Annotated in this window: 11 protein-coding genes and 1 pseudogene; 4 read left to right on the plus strand and 8 right to left on the minus strand. The window is 54.0% G+C overall.

Annotation, left to right across the window (positions count from 1 at the left end; all coding sequences use genetic code 11):
• Positions 1-149 precede the first annotated feature (149 nt).
• Both F4V72_RS08570 and greB read right to left on the minus strand, forming a co-directional pair.
• Complete coding sequence (locus F4V72_RS08570; protein WP_070803408.1) at positions 150-2,480, minus strand: Tex family protein; 2,331 nt, start codon at positions 2,478-2,480, stop codon at positions 150-152.
• A gap of 98 nt (positions 2,481-2,578) precedes the next feature.
• A complete protein-coding gene (greB, locus tag F4V72_RS08575; RefSeq protein ID WP_000856695.1) occupies positions 2,579-3,052 on the minus strand; it encodes a transcription elongation factor GreB in 474 nt (157 codons plus the stop codon).
• 225 nt (positions 3,053-3,277) lie between these two features.
• On the opposite strand from greB, the gene ompR reads away from it, so the two are divergent.
• Positions 3,278-3,997, plus strand: coding sequence for an osmolarity response regulator transcription factor OmpR (ompR, locus tag F4V72_RS08580; protein ID WP_001157751.1), 720 nt, complete (start codon positions 3,278-3,280; stop codon positions 3,995-3,997).
• Positions 3,994-5,346 (plus strand): two-component system sensor histidine kinase EnvZ, encoded by a 1,353-nt coding sequence (gene envZ, locus F4V72_RS08585; protein ID WP_001253818.1) that lies wholly within the window; start codon positions 3,994-3,996, stop codon positions 5,344-5,346. The genes ompR and envZ overlap by 4 nt, the downstream gene beginning before the upstream one ends.
• A gap of 117 nt (positions 5,347-5,463) precedes the next feature.
• Here envZ and pckA read toward each other — a convergent pair.
• Positions 5,464-7,083 (minus strand): annotated as a pseudogene (pckA, locus tag F4V72_RS08590) (phosphoenolpyruvate carboxykinase (ATP)).
• A gap of 379 nt (positions 7,084-7,462) precedes the next feature.
• Here pckA and F4V72_RS08595 point away from each other — a divergent pair.
• Complete coding sequence (locus tag F4V72_RS08595; protein ID WP_136057968.1) at positions 7,463-9,172, plus strand: DUF4153 domain-containing protein; 1,710 nt, start codon at positions 7,463-7,465, stop codon at positions 9,170-9,172.
• 110 nt (positions 9,173-9,282) lie between these two features.
• Here F4V72_RS08595 and hslO read toward each other — a convergent pair whose 3' ends face one another.
• From hslO to igaA, 4 genes are all read right to left on the minus strand, one after another.
• A complete protein-coding gene (gene hslO / locus F4V72_RS08600) occupies positions 9,283-10,161 on the minus strand; it encodes an Hsp33 family molecular chaperone HslO (RefSeq protein ID WP_079796047.1) in 879 nt (292 codons plus the stop codon).
• A 24-nt stretch (positions 10,162-10,185) separates the two neighbouring features.
• Positions 10,186-10,587 carry a ribosome-associated heat shock protein Hsp15 gene (gene hslR / locus F4V72_RS08605; RefSeq protein ID WP_000660721.1) on the minus strand — a complete coding sequence of 134 codons (402 nt, stop codon included), beginning with the start codon at positions 10,585-10,587 and terminating at the stop codon, positions 10,186-10,188.
• Between the two features lie 10 nt (positions 10,588-10,597).
• Positions 10,598-11,266, minus strand: coding sequence for a GMP/IMP nucleotidase (gene yrfG, locus F4V72_RS08610; protein WP_079836185.1), 669 nt, complete (start codon positions 11,264-11,266; stop codon positions 10,598-10,600).
• A 64-nt stretch (positions 11,267-11,330) separates the two neighbouring features.
• Positions 11,331-13,463 carry an intracellular growth attenuator protein IgaA gene (gene igaA / locus F4V72_RS08615; protein ID WP_121767647.1) on the minus strand — a complete coding sequence of 711 codons (2,133 nt, stop codon included), beginning with the start codon at positions 13,461-13,463 and terminating at the stop codon, positions 11,331-11,333.
• A gap of 322 nt (positions 13,464-13,785) precedes the next feature.
• Here igaA and nudE point away from each other — a divergent pair, with 322 nt between their 5' ends.
• A complete protein-coding gene (gene nudE, locus F4V72_RS08620) occupies positions 13,786-14,349 on the plus strand; it encodes an ADP compounds hydrolase NudE (RefSeq protein WP_023176215.1) in 564 nt (187 codons plus the stop codon).
• A gap of 95 nt (positions 14,350-14,444) precedes the next feature.
• Here nudE and mrcA read toward each other — a convergent pair whose 3' ends face one another.
• A complete protein-coding gene (gene mrcA, locus F4V72_RS08625) occupies positions 14,445-16,997 on the minus strand; it encodes a peptidoglycan glycosyltransferase/peptidoglycan DD-transpeptidase MrcA (RefSeq protein ID WP_170245751.1) in 2,553 nt (850 codons plus the stop codon).
• Positions 16,998-17,086: the final 89 nt, after the last annotated feature.

Consider the following 17,086-nt stretch of genomic DNA (forward strand, 5'->3'; position numbering starts at 1 on the left):
GAGTGATAATTAATAGTACGGATAGCAGAAGAGAATTAATTAACAGATTCTAATGGGTAAGATTTAATTGTTAATTAAAAAAGAAAGGGTTGGACGTATTGCAAAATCGCAGGCCGGATAAGAGATCATCCGGCCTGCGTATTACCCGATTAGCGTTTTTTCCCCAGTGCGGCTGCCAGCGCATCCATCATGGCGCTGTTACCGGCTGGCTGGGCGTCCCGACCGCGCGCTTTCACCGCTTTTGTTGCCGGGCGGTTTCCCTGAGCGCGATCGGCACCGCCGCTACGGCGAGCAGTGGTTTCGCCGGGCTGTTCGTCCAGACGCATCGTCAGCGCAATACGCTTACGTTGCAGATCCACTTCCAGCACTTTCACCTTCACGATGTCGCCGGCTTTCACCACAGTGTGTGGATCGTCGACGAATTTAGTCGACAGGGAAGAGATGTGAACCAGACCATCCTGATGGACGCCGATATCGACAAACGCGCCGAAGTTGGTGACGTTAGTGACCGCCCCTTCCAGAATCATACCCGGCAACAGGTCATTCATGGTTTCGACGCCATCGGCGAACTGCGCGGTTTTAAATTCAGGGCGCGGGTCGCGGCCTGGTTTTTCCAGCTCTTTGATGATATCGCTCACGGTCGGCACGCCGAATTTATCGTCGGTAAAATCGGCGGCCTTGAGGTGACGCAATTCGTTGCTGTTGCCCATGAGATCTTTTAGCGCTTGCTGCGTCGCCGCCAGAATTCGTTCGACAACCGGATAGGCTTCCGGGTGGACGGTAGACGCATCCAGCGGGTTATCACCGTGGTTAATACGCAGGAAGCCCGCGCACTGCTCAAACGCTTTCGGCCCCAGACGGCTCACCTTCAACAGTTGCTGGCGATTCTGAAACTGACCGTTCTCATCGCGCCAGGCGACGATGTTCTGCGCCATCATACGCGTTAAGCCCGCGACGCGGGTCAGCAGCGGCACGGAGGCGGTATTCAAATCGACGCCGACGGCGTTTACGCAGTCTTCTACCACCGCATCCAGTTTACGGGCCAACTGTGTCTGGCTGACATCGTGCTGATATTGGCCGACGCCGATCGATTTCGGGTCGATTTTCACCAGTTCAGCCAGCGGGTCCTGTAGACGGCGGGCAATGGACACCGCGCCGCGCAGAGAAACATCCAGATCCGGAAACTCCTGCGCCGCCAGCTCAGAAGCGGAATAAACGGACGCCCCCGCTTCGCTGACGATCACTTTCTGCGCCGTCACGTTCGGGAATTGTTTCTGCACGTCGAGATAGAAGCGTTCGGTTTCGCGCGATGCCGTACCGTTGCCAATCGCTACCAGTTCGACGTGGTATTTTTCGCACAGCGCGGCGATAACGGTAGCCGCTTTGGCCGCCTGACCGGTATGCGGATAAATGGTATCCGTCGCCACCAGCTTGCCGGTGCCGTCAACGACAGCGACTTTTACGCCGGTACGCAAGCCAGGATCAAGGCCCATTGTGGCGCGCAGGCCAGCCGGTGCCGCCATCAGCAGGTCGTGCAGGTTACGGGCAAACACGTTAATCGCTTCGTCTTCCGCACGTTCGCGCACGGTGCCCATCAGTTCGGTTTCGAGGTGCATTAAGACCTTGATGCGCCATGTCCAGCTCACTACGCCCTTGCGCCAGCTATCCGCCGGGGCGTTATTCAGACGCAGGCCGAGATGGTCCATGATGATTTGTTCGCAGTAGCTCTCTTTTGGCGGCTCATCAAACTGTGGGTCGGCATTGAGCGAAAGTTGCAGAATGCCTTCGTTACGACCACGGAACATTGCTAACGCACGGTGAGACGGGACGTTGGCAATTGGCTCATGATGGTCGAAATAGTCGCGGAATTTTGCCCCTTCTTCCTCTTTGCCGCTCACGACGGTGGCAACCAGATGGGCGTTCTTCCACAGGTAATCACGCACTTTCGCCAGCAATGCGGCGTCTTCGGCAAAGCGCTCCATCAGAATGTAGCGTGCGCCATCGAGCGCGGCTTTCGTGTCCGCCACGCCTTTGTCGGCATCAATATACTTTGCCGCTTCCACATCAGGATCGTGGGACGGCTCGTTCCAGAGCAGATCGGCCAGCGGCTCAAGGCCGGCTTCAATGGCGATTTGTCCACGGGTGCGGCGTTTAGGTTTATAGGGCAGGTAGAGATCTTCGAGCTCGGTCTTACTTAACGTAGCGTTGATGGCGCCAGCCAGCTCATCGGTCAGTTTGCCTTGTTCGGAAATGGACTTGAGGATGGCCTGACGCCTGTCTTCCAGCTCACGCAGATAGCCCAGACGTGTTTCCAGGTTACGCAACTGCGTGTCATCCAGACCGCCGGTGATTTCTTTACGATAACGTGCGATAAACGGCACGGTGTTCCCTTCGTCAAGCAGGCGAACGGCAGCTTCAACCTGTCCGGCATGTGCCTGGATTTCACCCGCAATAATGCGGCAGAAAGAATCATTCATCATGGGTTAGCTTCGTCTTCAGGATAAAAATCAGGGGATAGTTATACGGATTGGCTGACAAAAATGCCAGCCATCAGCGGGGGCTTAGGATTCTTCTTGTCTTATTTGACGTATTCGATCGCGTTGACGTACCAGTTTGCTTCGCCGACAGGGGTGTTGACCACCGCCAGATCGCCCACTTCTTTTTTCAGTAGTGCCCGCGCCATCGGCGAGTCGATAGAGATGTAATCCTTACGTCCGAAAATTTCATCGTAACCGACAATGCGGAACTTCAGCGTATCGCCGTCGTCATTTTCGATTTCCACCCAGGCACCGAAGAAGACTTTGCCCTCCTGCTGCGGGGAATAATCCACGATTTTGAGATTTTCCATGCATTTGGTCAGATATCTGACACGTCTGTCGATCTCACGCAGGCGCTTTTTATTATACTGATAGTCGGCATTCTCGCTGCGGTCGCCCAGACTCGCAGCCCAGGTCACTTTTTTGGTGACCTCCGGGCGCTCTTCACGCCAGAGATAATTGAGCTCTTGTTTGAGTGTTTCGTACCCTTCGCGGGTGATCAGGGGCGTTTTCATCTCGTTGATTTACCTTTGCTGTCGATATTGCGCACACGGGGTATAACGTGATCGTCCCGACAGAATAAATAATGGGTTTGCTGATTAATTGTATATTTAAGCTGCTGTTAAATATGCTTTGTAACAATTTAGCCTGAAATTCATACCAGAATTCGCTGGTGACTCACGTGAGCTTTTTTAAGAATACACACTTACATTTGTTGCGAACCTTTGGGAGTACAGACAATGCAAGAGAATTATAAGATTCTGGTGGTTGATGACGATATGCGTCTGCGGGCGCTACTGGAACGTTATCTGACCGAGCAGGGCTTCCAGGTTCGAAGCGTCGCTAACGCCGAGCAGATGGATCGTCTGCTGACCCGTGAATCTTTCCATCTCATGGTACTGGATTTAATGCTGCCAGGTGAAGATGGTCTGTCGATTTGTCGCCGTCTGCGTAGTCAAAGTAATCCAATGCCGATCATTATGGTTACGGCGAAAGGGGAAGAGGTTGACCGTATTGTCGGGCTGGAAATCGGCGCCGATGACTACATTCCTAAACCGTTTAACCCGCGCGAGCTGTTGGCGCGTATCCGCGCCGTGCTGCGTCGTCAGGCAAACGAACTGCCCGGCGCGCCGTCGCAGGAAGAGGCCGTTATCGCGTTCGGTAAGTTTAAACTGAACCTCGGTACCCGCGAGATGTTCCGTGAAGATGAACCGATGCCGCTGACCAGCGGGGAGTTTGCGGTACTGAAAGCGTTAGTCAGCCATCCGCGCGAGCCGCTCTCTCGCGATAAGCTGATGAATCTGGCCCGTGGCCGCGAGTATTCCGCGATGGAACGTTCCATCGATGTCCAGATCTCCCGTCTGCGCCGCATGGTGGAAGAAGATCCGGCGCATCCGCGTTATATTCAGACCGTATGGGGCCTGGGCTACGTCTTCGTACCGGACGGCTCTAAAGCATGAGGCGAATGCGCTTCTCGCCGCGAAGTTCATTTGCCCGCACGCTGTTGCTCATCGTCACCTTGCTGTTCGTCAGCCTGGTGACGACCTACCTGGTGGTGCTGAACTTCGCGATTTTGCCGAGCCTCCAGCAGTTTAATAAGGTTCTGGCTTACGAGGTCCGCATGCTGATGACCGATAAGCTGCAACTGGAGGACGGTACGCAGTTAGTCGTGCCTCCTGCGTTTCGCCGGGAAATCTATCGCGAACTGGGGATCTCTCTCTACACCAACGAAGCTGCCGAAGAGGCCGGGCTGCGTTGGGCGCAACACTACGAATTCTTAAGCCATCAGATGGCGCAGCAGCTTGGCGGCCCGACGGAAGTGCGCGTTGAGGTCAACAAAAGCTCGCCCGTCGTGTGGCTGAAAACCTGGCTGTCGCCCAATATCTGGGTGCGCGTGCCGCTGACCGAGATTCATCAGGGCGATTTTTCTCCGCTGTTCCGTTACACGCTGGCGATCATGCTATTGGCAATAGGCGGCGCGTGGCTGTTTATTCGCATACAGAACCGACCGTTAGTGGATCTTGAACATGCCGCCTTGCAGGTAGGAAAGGGAATTATTCCGCCGCCGCTGCGTGAATATGGCGCCTCTGAGGTGCGCTCTGTGACCCGTGCGTTTAACCATATGGCAGCCGGTGTGAAACAATTGGCCGATGACCGTACGCTATTGATGGCGGGCGTCAGCCACGACTTGCGCACGCCGCTGACCCGCATTCGTCTGGCGACGGAGATGATGGGCGAGGAAGATGGTTATCTCGCGGAGTCGATCAATAAAGACATCGAAGAGTGTAACGCCATTATCGAACAGTTTATTGACTATCTGCGTACCGGTCAGGAAATGCCGATGGAGATGGCGGATCTCAATTCCGTACTGGGTGAGGTGATTGCGGCGGAAAGCGGCTATGAGCGTGAGATTAACACTGCGCTTCAGGCAGGCAGCATTCAGGTGAAAATGCACCCGCTCTCTATTAAGCGCGCGGTGGCGAATATGGTGGTCAATGCTGCCCGTTATGGCAACGGCTGGATTAAGGTCAGCAGCGGCACTGAGTCGCATCGCGCCTGGTTCCAGGTAGAAGATGACGGGCCGGGCATTAAGCCGGAGCAGCGTAAACATCTGTTCCAGCCTTTTGTGCGCGGCGACAGCGCCCGTAGCACCAGCGGAACAGGGCTGGGTCTGGCGATTGTGCAGCGCATTATCGATAACCATAACGGGATGCTGGAGATTGGCACCAGCGAGCGTGGTGGATTGTCGATTCGCGCCTGGCTGCCGGTGCCTGTGGCTCGCGTCCAGGGGACCACAAAAGAGGCATAAGAAAGGGAGGTATTAACCTCCCTTTCTTCTCAACGCTGGAATGGCGCTACACTTATCCGACCTGGTATTTCACACATTGTAGGCCGGATAAGGCAAAGCCGTCATCCGGCATATTCCTTACAGCTTCGGTCCGGCGCTAACCAGTGCTTCGCCTGCCGGGGTATCCGTGTACTTCTCGAAGTTCTCAATGAACAGTTTCGCCAGCGCGGTGGCTTTTTCCTGCCATTGTTCCGGCGACGCGTAGGTGTTACGCGGGTCGAGAATGCGGGTATCCACGCCCGGCAGTTCAGTCGGGATCGCCAGATCGAACAGCGGCAGACGGAAAGTTTCCGCGTTATCAAGAGAACCGTTCAGAATGGCGTCGATAATCGCGCGCGTATCTTTAATGGAGATACGTTTGCCGGTACCGTTCCAGCCAGTGTTAACCAGATAAGCCTGCGCGCCCGCCGCCTGCATACGTTTCACCAGCACCTCAGCGTACTGCGTCGGGTGCAACGTCAGGAACGCGGCGCCGAAGCAGGCGGAGAAGGTGGGGGTCGGTTCGGTAACGCCGCGTTCGGTGCCGGCCAGTTTAGCGGTGAAACCCGACAGGAAGTGGTACTGCGTCTGGTTAGCGGTTAAACGGGAAACCGGCGGCAACACGCCGAAGGCATCCGCAGTCAGGAAGATAACCTTAGTGGCGTGACCTGCTTTGGATACGGGCTTAACGATGTTATCGATGTGATAGATCGGGTAAGAGACGCGGGTGTTTTCGGTTTTGGAACCATCGTCGAAATCAACGGTGCCGTCCTCGCGCACGGTGACGTTTTCCAGCAGCGCATCACGGCGAATCGCGTGATAAATTTCTGGCTCCGCTTCTTTCGACAGCTTGATGGTTTTGGCGTAGCAGCCGCCTTCAAAGTTGAATACGCCGTCGTCATCCCAACCGTGCTCATCATCGCCAATCAGACGACGTTTCGGGTCGGTGGACAGTGTGGTTTTTCCGGTGCCGGAAAGGCCGAAGAAGACCGCGACATCGCCTTTTTCACCCACGTTGGCAGAACAGTGCATTGATGCGATACCTTTTAGCGGCAGCAGGTAGTTCATTACCGAGAACATCCCTTTTTTCATTTCGCCGCCGTACCAGGTGCCGCCAATGAGCTGAATACGTTCAGTCAGGTTGAACGCCACGAAGTTTTCCGAGTTCAGCCCTTGCTCTTTCCATTGTGGGTTGGTGCACTTCGCGCCGTTCATGACGATAAAGTCAGGCTTGAAATCCACCAACTCTTCGTCCGTTGGGCGAATAAACATATTTTTAACGAAATGGGCCTGCCAGGCGACTTCCGTAATAAAGCGTACAGAAAGACGCGTATCAGCATTTGCGCCGCAGAATGCATCAACAATGAATAAGCGTTTACCGGAAAGTTGATGCGTCACCAGATCTTTCAGATGTTGCCAGGTTTCCTGGGAAAGCGGCTTATTATCGTTTTTACCTTTACCCTTATCGGACCACCAGAGCGTATCACGCGTGGTGTCGTCGCGAACAATATACTTATCCTTAGGCGAACGACCGGTAAAAATACCGGTATCAACGGCAACGGCGCCCAGGTTAGTTAACACGCCACGCTCATAGCCTTCCAGACCAGGATTAAGTTCTTCCTGATAGAGGGTGTCGTAGCTGGGATTGTAAACGATATCCTAGACGTCATTGATACCATAAGCCTTGAGATCTTGCGGGGTTAAATTGTTAACGCGCATATCACTGCTCCTTAGCCAATATGTATTACCGGAAATAATAAGGTTTTTTGAAGTTGGTTAACCGCGACAAGGCTCATAGATTTACGTATCTGGACAAAATCACGATTGACGAAAAACACTGTGTCTCCTGTCACGCAGAGGCGGTTATTATGGCAGGAAACCTACTTTTGTTGTGGAAAATGTTCTGAAAACGTTAAAAGGAAGTGTTTTTGACCGACATAATGTGATGGTAATCGCATTCATGTAAGAAAGTGACGTAACACCAACATTAACAATATCGATTCACCTATCTGCGTTTTTTTCTGAATTATGCATGACGACGCCTGGCGGTGAAGAGATGATGCAATAATGCGACTTTCTCATCATTCTGGATAACGACATGGAAAGTGTAGCGCTTTCACGTACTACTCGCTGGGGTATGATGCTCACCGGTTTGCTACAGGGAGTATTGTGCTACCTGCTGATGGCCTGGCTGGTACCGTATAATAGCGACTGGCTGTTCTATGGTATGCCCGCAACGATAGCGTTGTCGTCAATGCTATTGCTTACCGTGGTCTCTTTTAAACAGGGGGCGCTGTGGGGCTGGCTGGCACTAATCTTTGTGGTAGTGCTGGCAATGAGCGGCTGGCTGAAATGGCAGGTTGAGGCAGTGGATAAATGGCGCCAGGCCGATCTCCTCTGGCAGTATGGCCTCCGGCTTGTGTTGATGGCGATGCTGGTATTACCCTGGATGCAATATCAGTTGCATTCGCAAACCGGTTCGGTGCGTTATCCCCAGTTTTATATGCGGTTATGGCATAACGTACTGACATTGCTTATTGTCCTGGTCGCTAACGGACTGTTCTGGCTGGTTCTGCTGCTCTGGAGCGCGCTATTTAAACTGGTGGGCATCCACTTTTTCAGCACCCTTTTCTTTGAAACTGAAGGCTTTGCTTATGTGGCCATCGGCCTGATTACGGCGCTGGCGGTCATTCTCGCCCGCACGCAGTCGCGCCTTGTAGCGGCGGTACAAAAGCTGCTGACGCTGATCGCGATGGGTTTACTGCCGATAGTGTCGCTGCTGGCATTGCTGTTTATTGTGACGTTGCCCTTTACCGGACTGGAGGCGATTTCTGCGCGTGTTTCCGCTGCGGGGCTGTTATCCACGCTGACACTGATGCTGCTGCTCCTTGTGGCGATCGTCAGTGAACCGCAAAAGCGCGTATTACCTTATCCTCGCGTACTACGCGGCATGATTAGCGCCTCGCTTTGCGTTGCCCCGATATATATGCTGCTAGCGGGCTGGGCGTTATGGGTACGCATTCAGCAATACGGCTGGACGCCGGATCGTCTGTATGGTGCGCTGACGGTGTTTGTATTGCTGGTATGGTCCTTCGGTTATCTGATCGGTCTGTTACGGCGCGGGCGCGATCCAGGTGAATGGCAAGGCAAGGTGATACTGAGCGTCTCTTTGCTGACGCTGGCGATATTGCTGTTGCTGGCCTCGCCTGTACTTGATGCCTGGCGTATTAGCGTCAACAGCCATATGGCGCGTTACCACAGCGGTAAAATTACTGCGGATCAGATCAGCCTGTATATGCTGGATCACAGCGGTAAAACTGGCCGTGAAGCGCTGAAATCGTTGCAGGATGACGGGATGTTTACGCAGGACAGAAAGCGCAAGCGGGAACTGATGACGCTTTTGCAGGAAAATAAGGTTTCCCCGACGGCGGACGATTTAGCGCGGGTGGTGATGATTGCGCCCGGTAGCCAGAAGCCGGATGCCGCATTTTGGGCGTTTGTCAAAGAGCAGAATTATTCGGCCGCTTCTTGCTTCGAACAGGATGCCTGCGTGCTGGTGAGCCAGGATCTTAACGGTGACGGTCAGCCTGAGCAGGTGCTGTATAACTTTATAGTTGCCGAGAGCCGGGTTTTTGGCTTAAAAGATCGGAAATGGACGCAAAGGGCGTTGGCCCAATTGCCGGACGGGTTTTCTAAGACGCAACTTTTGCGCGCTATTGCCGGGAATCGGCTTGACTCAGCTCCCAAAGCCTGGCGCGATATCATTATTGATGGTAAGCGGTTGGATGTGAATTACTACAACGAGTAAGCTTTTTGCCGGATGGCGGCATAAATGCCTTATCCGGCCTACGGAGCGGGATGCTGTAGGCCAGATAAGCGCAGCGCCATCAGGCAATGACGGTGCCGTATAAGATGCGATTAATGAACCTGTGGATCGGCAGGAGAGGCGTTGTTACGGATCTCCGCGATATCCATCGCATTGAACAGGTAATGATTGCCGCAGTAATCGCAGTGCATATCGATTTCGCCTTCTTCCGCCAGAATGCTGTCCACTTCTTCATCCGGCAATGTTTTCAGCGCGCCCGCGCAACGTTCGCGTGAACAGGTGCATTTGAATTCAACATCTTGCGGATCGTAGAGCGTGACCTCTTCTTCGTGATACAAACGCCACAGCACGTCATTTGCCGGTAGCGTCAGCAACTCTTCACTTTTAATGGTGTCCGTCAACATGGCCAGATGGTCGAAATCCTCCGCTTGCGCGTTCTGTGCCGGCATCACCTGGAGCAACATTCCACCTGCCGCTGGTTTACCGTCGACATCGCCGGTACGGATAAACAGGCGCGTCGGCAACTGCTCGGAGCGCAGGAAGTAATCCTCCAGGCACGCCGCCAGAGTATCGCCTTCCAGACCCACCACGCCCTGATAGCGTTCACCCTCTTCCGGGGTAATGGTGATCACCAGATAGCCGTTGCCAACCAGAGTTTTGAGATCCGCATTGTCAGGGATGTCGCCCTGAACGCGAGCCACGCCGCGCATCTGCTGCTGATTATTGCCATTGATCACTGCCAGGCTTAACGGCCCGTCGCCCTGGAGCTGTACCGTAATGTCACCGGCAAACTTCAGCGTCGCGGTGAGCAGGCTGGTGGCGACCAGCAGTTCGGCCAATACGGTTTTCACCGGCGGTGGGTAGTTATGATTGTCGAGGATCTGTTGCAAGGTTTCCGAAACGGTCACCAGCTCGCCGCGAACGGCAAAGTTTTCAAACAGATAACGATGTAATTGGTCATGTTGCGGCATAATCATCTCTCTTGCGGGTGACAGTTATTCGCTGTCGCCGTGTTTAAATCGTAACAGGTCGCGGCGCTCTTTCTTGTCCGGTCGCCTGTCCGGATGCGGCATGGTCAGGGCGTTAAGCTTGCGCGCCTGCGCCATTTTTTCGCGTTTTTCCACGCTCTCCGCCGTCTCTTCATACAGAGCGACGGCTTCGCTGGCCGGACGGCGCTGTTCGGTGATGGCTTTAACGATCACCGTCCGTTCGTCATTTCCCTGACGCAGGGTAAGGGTTGCGTTCAGCTCGACGATTTTGCTCGGCTTACTGCGTTGCCCGTTGTAATGCACCTTACCGCCTTCAATCATCTCGCGGGCCAGCGCGCGGGTTTTATAAAAACGCGCGGCCCACAGCCATTTATCCAGTCTGACCTCAACGGAGGACTTTTCTTTCATGGCGTCTCCTTCACATCAGCGAGGGGATCAGACGGCGGTAGTCGTTCAGGGACGGATGGCGCGTATATTGCTTTTCCGCCAGGCCGGAATCGGGATTTGTCACGCCAAGACAGTAGCGAATACCAAACCGGGCGGCGGCGTCGAGAATCGGTTCGCTGTCATCGATAAACAGAGTTTTCTCTGCGCTTATTCCCGTTTCCTCAGCGACAGCGCGCCATAACCGCTGATCCTCTTTGGGATAACCAAATGTGTGGGTGGAAAGTAATAAATCAAGGTGTGAGGCCAGACCGGTATGCTCCAGCTTCACCGCCAGGTTATGTGGATGCGCATTGGTGAGCAGAATCCGGCGTTTTCCGCTGGCTTTTAACGCATTCAGAAACGGCACGGTATCGTCGCGTAAAACGGCGCGCGGCCCTTGCGCCGTCGTCATGGCGCAAATATCCAGACCCAGGCGCTCGCTCCAGTAATCCAGACAGTACCAGTTTAGCGTATGCTGTACGGCATGATACTGCTGGCGAATATATTTCTGCGCGTCCTGCGGCGAAATACCCTGCTGCGCACCGTAGGTTTCCGGTACCAGCTTTTGCCAGAAATAGTTATCGAACGCGAGATCGAGCAGGGTGCCGTCCATATCCAGCAAAACGGTATCCACGTTTTGCCAGTCAATATCAATATGCATGGGGAACTCCAGGGTAACGCAATTTGCGCGACAGGGTAGCATACCCTGCCGCACGGCGGCGTTATCAGATGAGGTTTTCCGGAGAGACGGTTAACCTGGGATTGAGACAGCTTTCATAGTATTCCTGAATGTCCGCCATACGGGTGCGGTGGCGTTGATAACGTCTGAACGCCTGAACGCCGTTATAGACCGCGCTCACTATCATTGCCAGCATCAGTAGCGTGGTGCCGAGGTAACGCCACCAGCCGGATTTATCGGGTATACGATGCAGGCCGATATGCTGTGTGCCATTGGCATCGGTATACACGCTGGTGACAATTCCCTCGGCGCTAAATGGCGTTTGCATTAGCGTTTGCGCCAGACGCTGGAAAGCGCTCCACTGTTCCTGCGCGGGATAGTCGTACAGCGACGTTGACGGCCAGGCCTGATCGACCAGTTCGCTGCCTTCATCGCTGACGATCAGGAATCCGCCGGGAGCAGGGCTATTCAGCGACTGGGCGGCGCGCGCGGTCTCGCGAGAAATAAACGGCGCCGTTGAGGTCGTGATCAGATTTTCCAGCGACTCTGCGCTTACGGGGCGTAGCAGCACGTTGACGCCGTCCAGTTTGCCGGCGTTCGCGCGTTTCACCAGCGCGTTCCAGTCCTTACTGTTACCGAGATTAACCAGCGCATTTTTCAGGCGCACGCACTCGTCTTCCGCCGCGCACAAATCAGCGGTTTTCAGAACAATATCGCCAAAGTCATCTAATAATACCATGCCCGATTTTTGTATCGCGGAGCGTAAAGATGCGCTTACGCGCGAGTCGTCTTCGGGTTTGGGATGGAGCTGACGATTTACCGCCTGGCTTAGCGCCATCGCTTTATTCACCAGGTCTGATTCCGGCAGCGGTAGCGCAGGCGCGTCGTTCCAGATGATTTGCGAGCAATCGAACGGCATAAACGGTGAGTTAGACTGTCCGCTCCAGGTCGCGCCGGAATGAATATTACACATTCCTTTACCGCTCAGGTGCAGCGTATCGCCCACCCGCACGCCAGCCTCTTCAAGCTGTTTTACCGTTGTCGCTTCAATGGTTTGCGCGCCTTTCATCCATGATAGCGTGAACTTGATTGGCATATCCAGCGGGATCCAGAACAGCAGCATAAACAACACCAGCAGCGAACCGATAGCAATAACAGTGCTGCGTAACCAGTGCTGCAACGGGAAGTTTTTGACTTCATCATGCAGGGATAAAAACCGACCCTGGCGGGCGACATGACGATCAAGGTAAATATCGATATCCGTTTGTTGCCCTAGATCCTGCGTAATGTAAGGTTGCCAGTGGGCAGGGTAAATAAGGTCGATGATGCCCAGGGAAATATTGTTAATCTGCTCCTGATTATTCTCCCCAAACAGTCCCCAGCGGCGGGGCGTTCCCCGCAAACAGTGAATTTCCCGCAGCGCGCTTTTCGACGGCGGCGCAAAAAGTCCCCAAAGTCCGGCTGCCAGCAGTAGGATCGCGCCGCCTATCATCCACGGTACAAAAACATCCGGCGTTATCAGACAGAAAAAGAATAAGAAAAAGGAGGTAACAATTAATAATGCTTCGCGCAAGCCGGCCGGGCGGCTGAGCGCATATTCTTCGTGGGTCTCCTGACGGATGTTCAACAGCTCGATCTGCTCGCTCTCTTCGCCGCGAATCGACGCCTGCGTAGAGGCCGTATTCTGTAGCGCGTAGCCGCGCGACTCCTGCATATACTCTTGCAGCGTATGGCCGTTTAAAGAGATCACCAGCGGCAGCGTATCCGTAAGGATTAGCTCAACGTTGTTTTCATCATTGATGTACTGTTCCCAGAAAGGTGGCAGATGGACTTCGACGGAGTCGAGGTAGTAGCGCCATTTATTGGGATCGTCAGTGGTAATGCCGTAGCGGGTGATGGAGTGGGTCAGTATCACGACACTGTTGCTTTCCGCGTTTAGCGTCAGCGAGATGGGCGCAGCGCTGGCACCTGTCGGCCCCGGAACTTGCTGGATCTGGCTAAGGTTATCGAGATAGTTTTCTACCGCGCTGCGCTCTTCAGGCAACAGTTTACGCGTTTGCGCGTCCTGAAAGGCGCTGATCCACGGTAAACTCCCTCGTCTGGACTTTACCCGGAACCGCCATACTGCCAGTAGAGAGCAGGCCAGCAAAGCAGCTATAAAAATCAGAATGGTGCTCATGCTTTCCCCATCTTACTAAGTCTGTCAGGCGTGGTCAGTCGCACCCTGTCCAATAAACATTTTTCTGTGGTTGGCTATCGGCAAGCGTGGAGTTGAACTTGAGCATTGTAAAGCGCATCCCAGTGAAGGCAAATCATAGCAATACCACCAAAAACGAAATATCAGCAAATTCCTGGAGTTATTTCAACCTATTGACTTTTAATTTGAAATAATAATTAATTTTTATTACGTTACATAAATGTAAATAAACGGCAATTCGCATTGCCGAAACCGTGCGGTATATCGCACAATGACCACAGATTTCACTGCAAAGATTCTCACAATGAGCAAATCATTACAAAAACCCACCATTCTGAAAGTGGAAACCGTCGCACAATCCCGACTGTTTAACGTAGAAAGCGTGGATCTGGAGTTCAGCAACGGCGTGCGTCGCGTGTATGAACGTATGCGACCATCAACCCGTGAGGCGGTAATGATTGTGCCGATCGTTGATGAGCATCTGATTCTTATTCGTGAGTATGCGGTGGGAACCGAGTCCTATGAACTGGGCTTCTCGAAAGGATTAATAGACCCGGGCGAGACCGTTTTTGAAGCGGCGAACAGGGAGCTCAAAGAAGAGGTTGGGTTTGGCGCGTATAACCTGACCTTCTTAAAAAAACTCAGCATGGCGCCCTCTTATTTTTCCAGCAAAATGAATATCGTGGTGGCGGAAGACCTCTATCCAGAGTCGCTGGAAGGCGACGAGCCTGAACCATTGCCGCAGGTACGCTGGCCGCTGGCGCATTTAATGGATCTGCTGGAAGACCCCGATTTTAACGAAGCCCGCAACGTCAGCGCGCTGTTTCTGGTACGCGAGTGGTTGAAAGCGCAGGGACGGATTGCCTGATGGCGCTGCGTTTATCAAGCCAACAAAAAGTTCGTCTCCCTGTTCGCCGCCATCCGGCAAACACAATAAAAAAGGCGCCGGAGCGCCTTTTTTGATCAGAACAGTTCGTGTGTTTCACCATTATCAATAATGGTGGTTCCTACCTCATGCACCGCCTGCTGTGTCGGCTGCGTGCCTTCGATAAAATACTCTTCACGGCTGTTACCGCCGTTCGCCAGTTGTCCGGTACTGCGGTCGATATTTACCGTGACGATGCCCGGCGGCGGCGTTAGCGGCTGTTCCGGCACGCCTTCCAGCACGGCTTTCATATAGGCGTCCCATGCAGGTTGCGCGCTCTTGGCGCCGCCCTCATAGCCGGATATTTGATCTTTGATCGCGCCGGAAGCCGTGGTGCGGCCTAAATCACGGCGGTGATCGTCAAAGCCGATCCATACGGATGTGACGACGCCAGGACCATAGCCGGAGAACCATGCGTCTTTCGAGCTGTTGGTCGTACCGGTTTTGCCGCCGATATCGCGACGTTTAAGGTCGCGCGCCGCACGCCAGCCGGTACCCATCCAGCCGGGTTCGCCGAAGATATTGGTGTTCAGCGCGCTTTTGATCAGAAACGCCAGCGGCGTATTGATCACATGCGGCGCGTATTCCTGCGTACCGTTTTGCGCGACCAGCGCCTGGTTTGCCTGTTCCAGCTTAGGCATCGGTACGGCGCTGTTTTGTTGCTCTTGCGAAACCGCGACCTCTTCCACATTGGTGTTTTCCAGCACGTTGGATTTCTGCGTATTGCCGTAAATGACCGGGATATCGCACTCCGGGCAGGCGATTTTCGGTTTCGCTTCGAAGATCACGCCGCCCTGATCGTTCTCAATCTTGCTGATGAAATACGGGTCGATTAGAAAACCGCCATTCGCCATCACCGCATAACCGCGCGCAACCTGCATCGGCGTGAAGGAGGCGGAGCCCAGCGCCAGCGATTCGGTATGTACAATATTCTGCGCCGGGAAGCCGAAGCGTTGCAGATACTCCGCCGCATAGTCGACGCCCATTGCGCGCATGGCGCGTACCATCACCACGTTTTTCGACTGCCCCAGCCCCTGGCGTAAACGAATCGGTCCGGCGTATTGCGGTGGGGAGTTTTTCGGACGCCAGTCTGAACCTGCCCCGGCGTCCCAGCGGGAAATCGGCACATCGTTGAGCATACTGGCGAGCGTCAGTCCTTTATCTATTGCGGCGGTGTAGAGGAACGGTTTGATGTTCGACCCCACCTGACGCAGCGCTTGCGTCGCGCGGTTAAATTTACTCTGATTAAAATCGAAACCGCCGACCAGCGCCAGTACCGCGCCGGTTTGCGGGTTAAGCGAAACCAGTGCGGAGTTCACTTCCGGTACCTGCGCCAGCCACCAGTCGTTATCCACCTGACGAACCCAGATTTGTTGGCCTGTCTGGACGACATCGGTAACTTTACGCGGCGTCGGCCCCTGCTGCGTATCCGAGCGGTAAGGCCGCGCCCAACGCATCCCTTCCATACGTAGCGAAACGGACGTACCGTCGGCAAGCGCAGCGGTCGCCTCTTGCGGATTAGCGCTGGTGACCACGGCGGGAAGCAACGGTCCGTAGGTCGGTAACGCCTTCAACGTATCGGTAATTTTTTTACTGTCCCACGCCGTTTCGCCCACTTTCCATAGCACATTCGCCGGGCCGCGATAACCGTGGCGCATGTCATAGTCCAGCACGTTATTACGCACAGCCTGTTGTGCGGCCTGCTGCACTTTGCGGGTGATGGTCGTGTAAATTCGATAACCATCTTCGTAGGCGCTTTCGCCATAACGGTTATACATTTCCTGGCGCACCATTTCCGACAGATAAGGCGCGGAGAAGGCGATTTCCGGCGCGTGATAATTTGCGTCGATAGGCTCGCTACGGGCCTGATCGTACTGCGCCTGAGTGATATATCCCTCGCTTAACATTCGCGAGAGCACTACGTTACGGCGCGCCGTCGCCCGATCCATCGAGTAGAGCGGGTTAAAGGTAGAAGGCGCTTTAGGTAGCCCGGCGATGACCGCCATTTCGCTTAAGCTAAGCTGGTCGACCGTCTTACCAAAGTAGACCTGCGCCGCCGCGCCAACGCCATAGGCGCGGTAGCCGAGATAGATCTTGTTCAGATAGAGTTCGAGGATCTCATTTTTATTCAGCAACTGCTCAATACGAATCGCCAGAAACGCTTCCTTGATCTTGCGCATCAGCGTGCGTTCGGGGCTAAGGAAGAAGTTTCGCGCCAGTTGCTGGGTAATGGTACTTGCTCCCTGCGATGCGTGACCGGAGAAGAGCGCGACGCTGGCCGCGCGGAAAATACCTACCGGGTCAACGCCGTGATGCTCATAAAAGCGGCTATCTTCGGTCGCGATAAAGGCGTTGATCATTTCCGGTGGAATTTGATCGAGCGTAACGGGAATACGGCGTTTTTCGCCATATTGCGCGATAAGTTCGCCATCCGCGCTGTAAACCTGCATCGGAATTTGCAAACGCACATCTTTCAATGTCGCGACGTCAGGTAGCTGCGGCTCAATATAGCGATAAAGGCCATAAATCGAGCCTGCTCCCAGCAGGATGCAACATACTGCAAGGATCAATAAATACTTTACGAACTTCACTGGAGATTTCCCATTTAGTGTCATTTGGGCAGTTTATAAACAAACGCGCGGTAGTATAAAGGCAAGCCAGACGCATTGATATACCCGTT

Origin of the sequence: Salmonella enterica subsp. diarizonae (assembly GCF_008692785.1) — a bacterium.
Taxonomy (GTDB): domain Bacteria; phylum Pseudomonadota; class Gammaproteobacteria; order Enterobacterales; family Enterobacteriaceae; genus Salmonella; species Salmonella diarizonae.

Coding starts and splice junctions, on each gene's coding strand:
- F4V72_RS08570 (WP_070803408.1), bottom strand. CDS start 2,480: ATGATGAATGATTCTTTCTGCCGCATTATTGCGGGTGAAATCCAGGCA.
- greB (WP_000856695.1), bottom strand. CDS start 3,052: ATGAAAACGCCCCTGATCACCCGCGAAGGGTACGAAACACTCAAACAA.
- ompR (WP_001157751.1), top strand. CDS start 3,278: ATGCAAGAGAATTATAAGATTCTGGTGGTTGATGACGATATGCGTCTG.
- envZ (WP_001253818.1), top strand. CDS start 3,994: ATGAGGCGAATGCGCTTCTCGCCGCGAAGTTCATTTGCCCGCACGCTG.
- F4V72_RS08595 (WP_136057968.1), top strand. CDS start 7,463: ATGGAAAGTGTAGCGCTTTCACGTACTACTCGCTGGGGTATGATGCTC.
- hslO (WP_079796047.1), bottom strand. CDS start 10,161: ATGCCGCAACATGACCAATTACATCGTTATCTGTTTGAAAACTTTGCC.
- hslR (WP_000660721.1), bottom strand. CDS start 10,587: ATGAAAGAAAAGTCCTCCGTTGAGGTCAGACTGGATAAATGGCTGTGG.
- yrfG (WP_079836185.1), bottom strand. CDS start 11,266: ATGCATATTGATATTGACTGGCAAAACGTGGATACCGTTTTGCTGGAT.
- igaA (WP_121767647.1), bottom strand. CDS start 13,463: ATGAGCACCATTCTGATTTTTATAGCTGCTTTGCTGGCCTGCTCTCTA.
- nudE (WP_023176215.1), top strand. CDS start 13,786: ATGAGCAAATCATTACAAAAACCCACCATTCTGAAAGTGGAAACCGTC.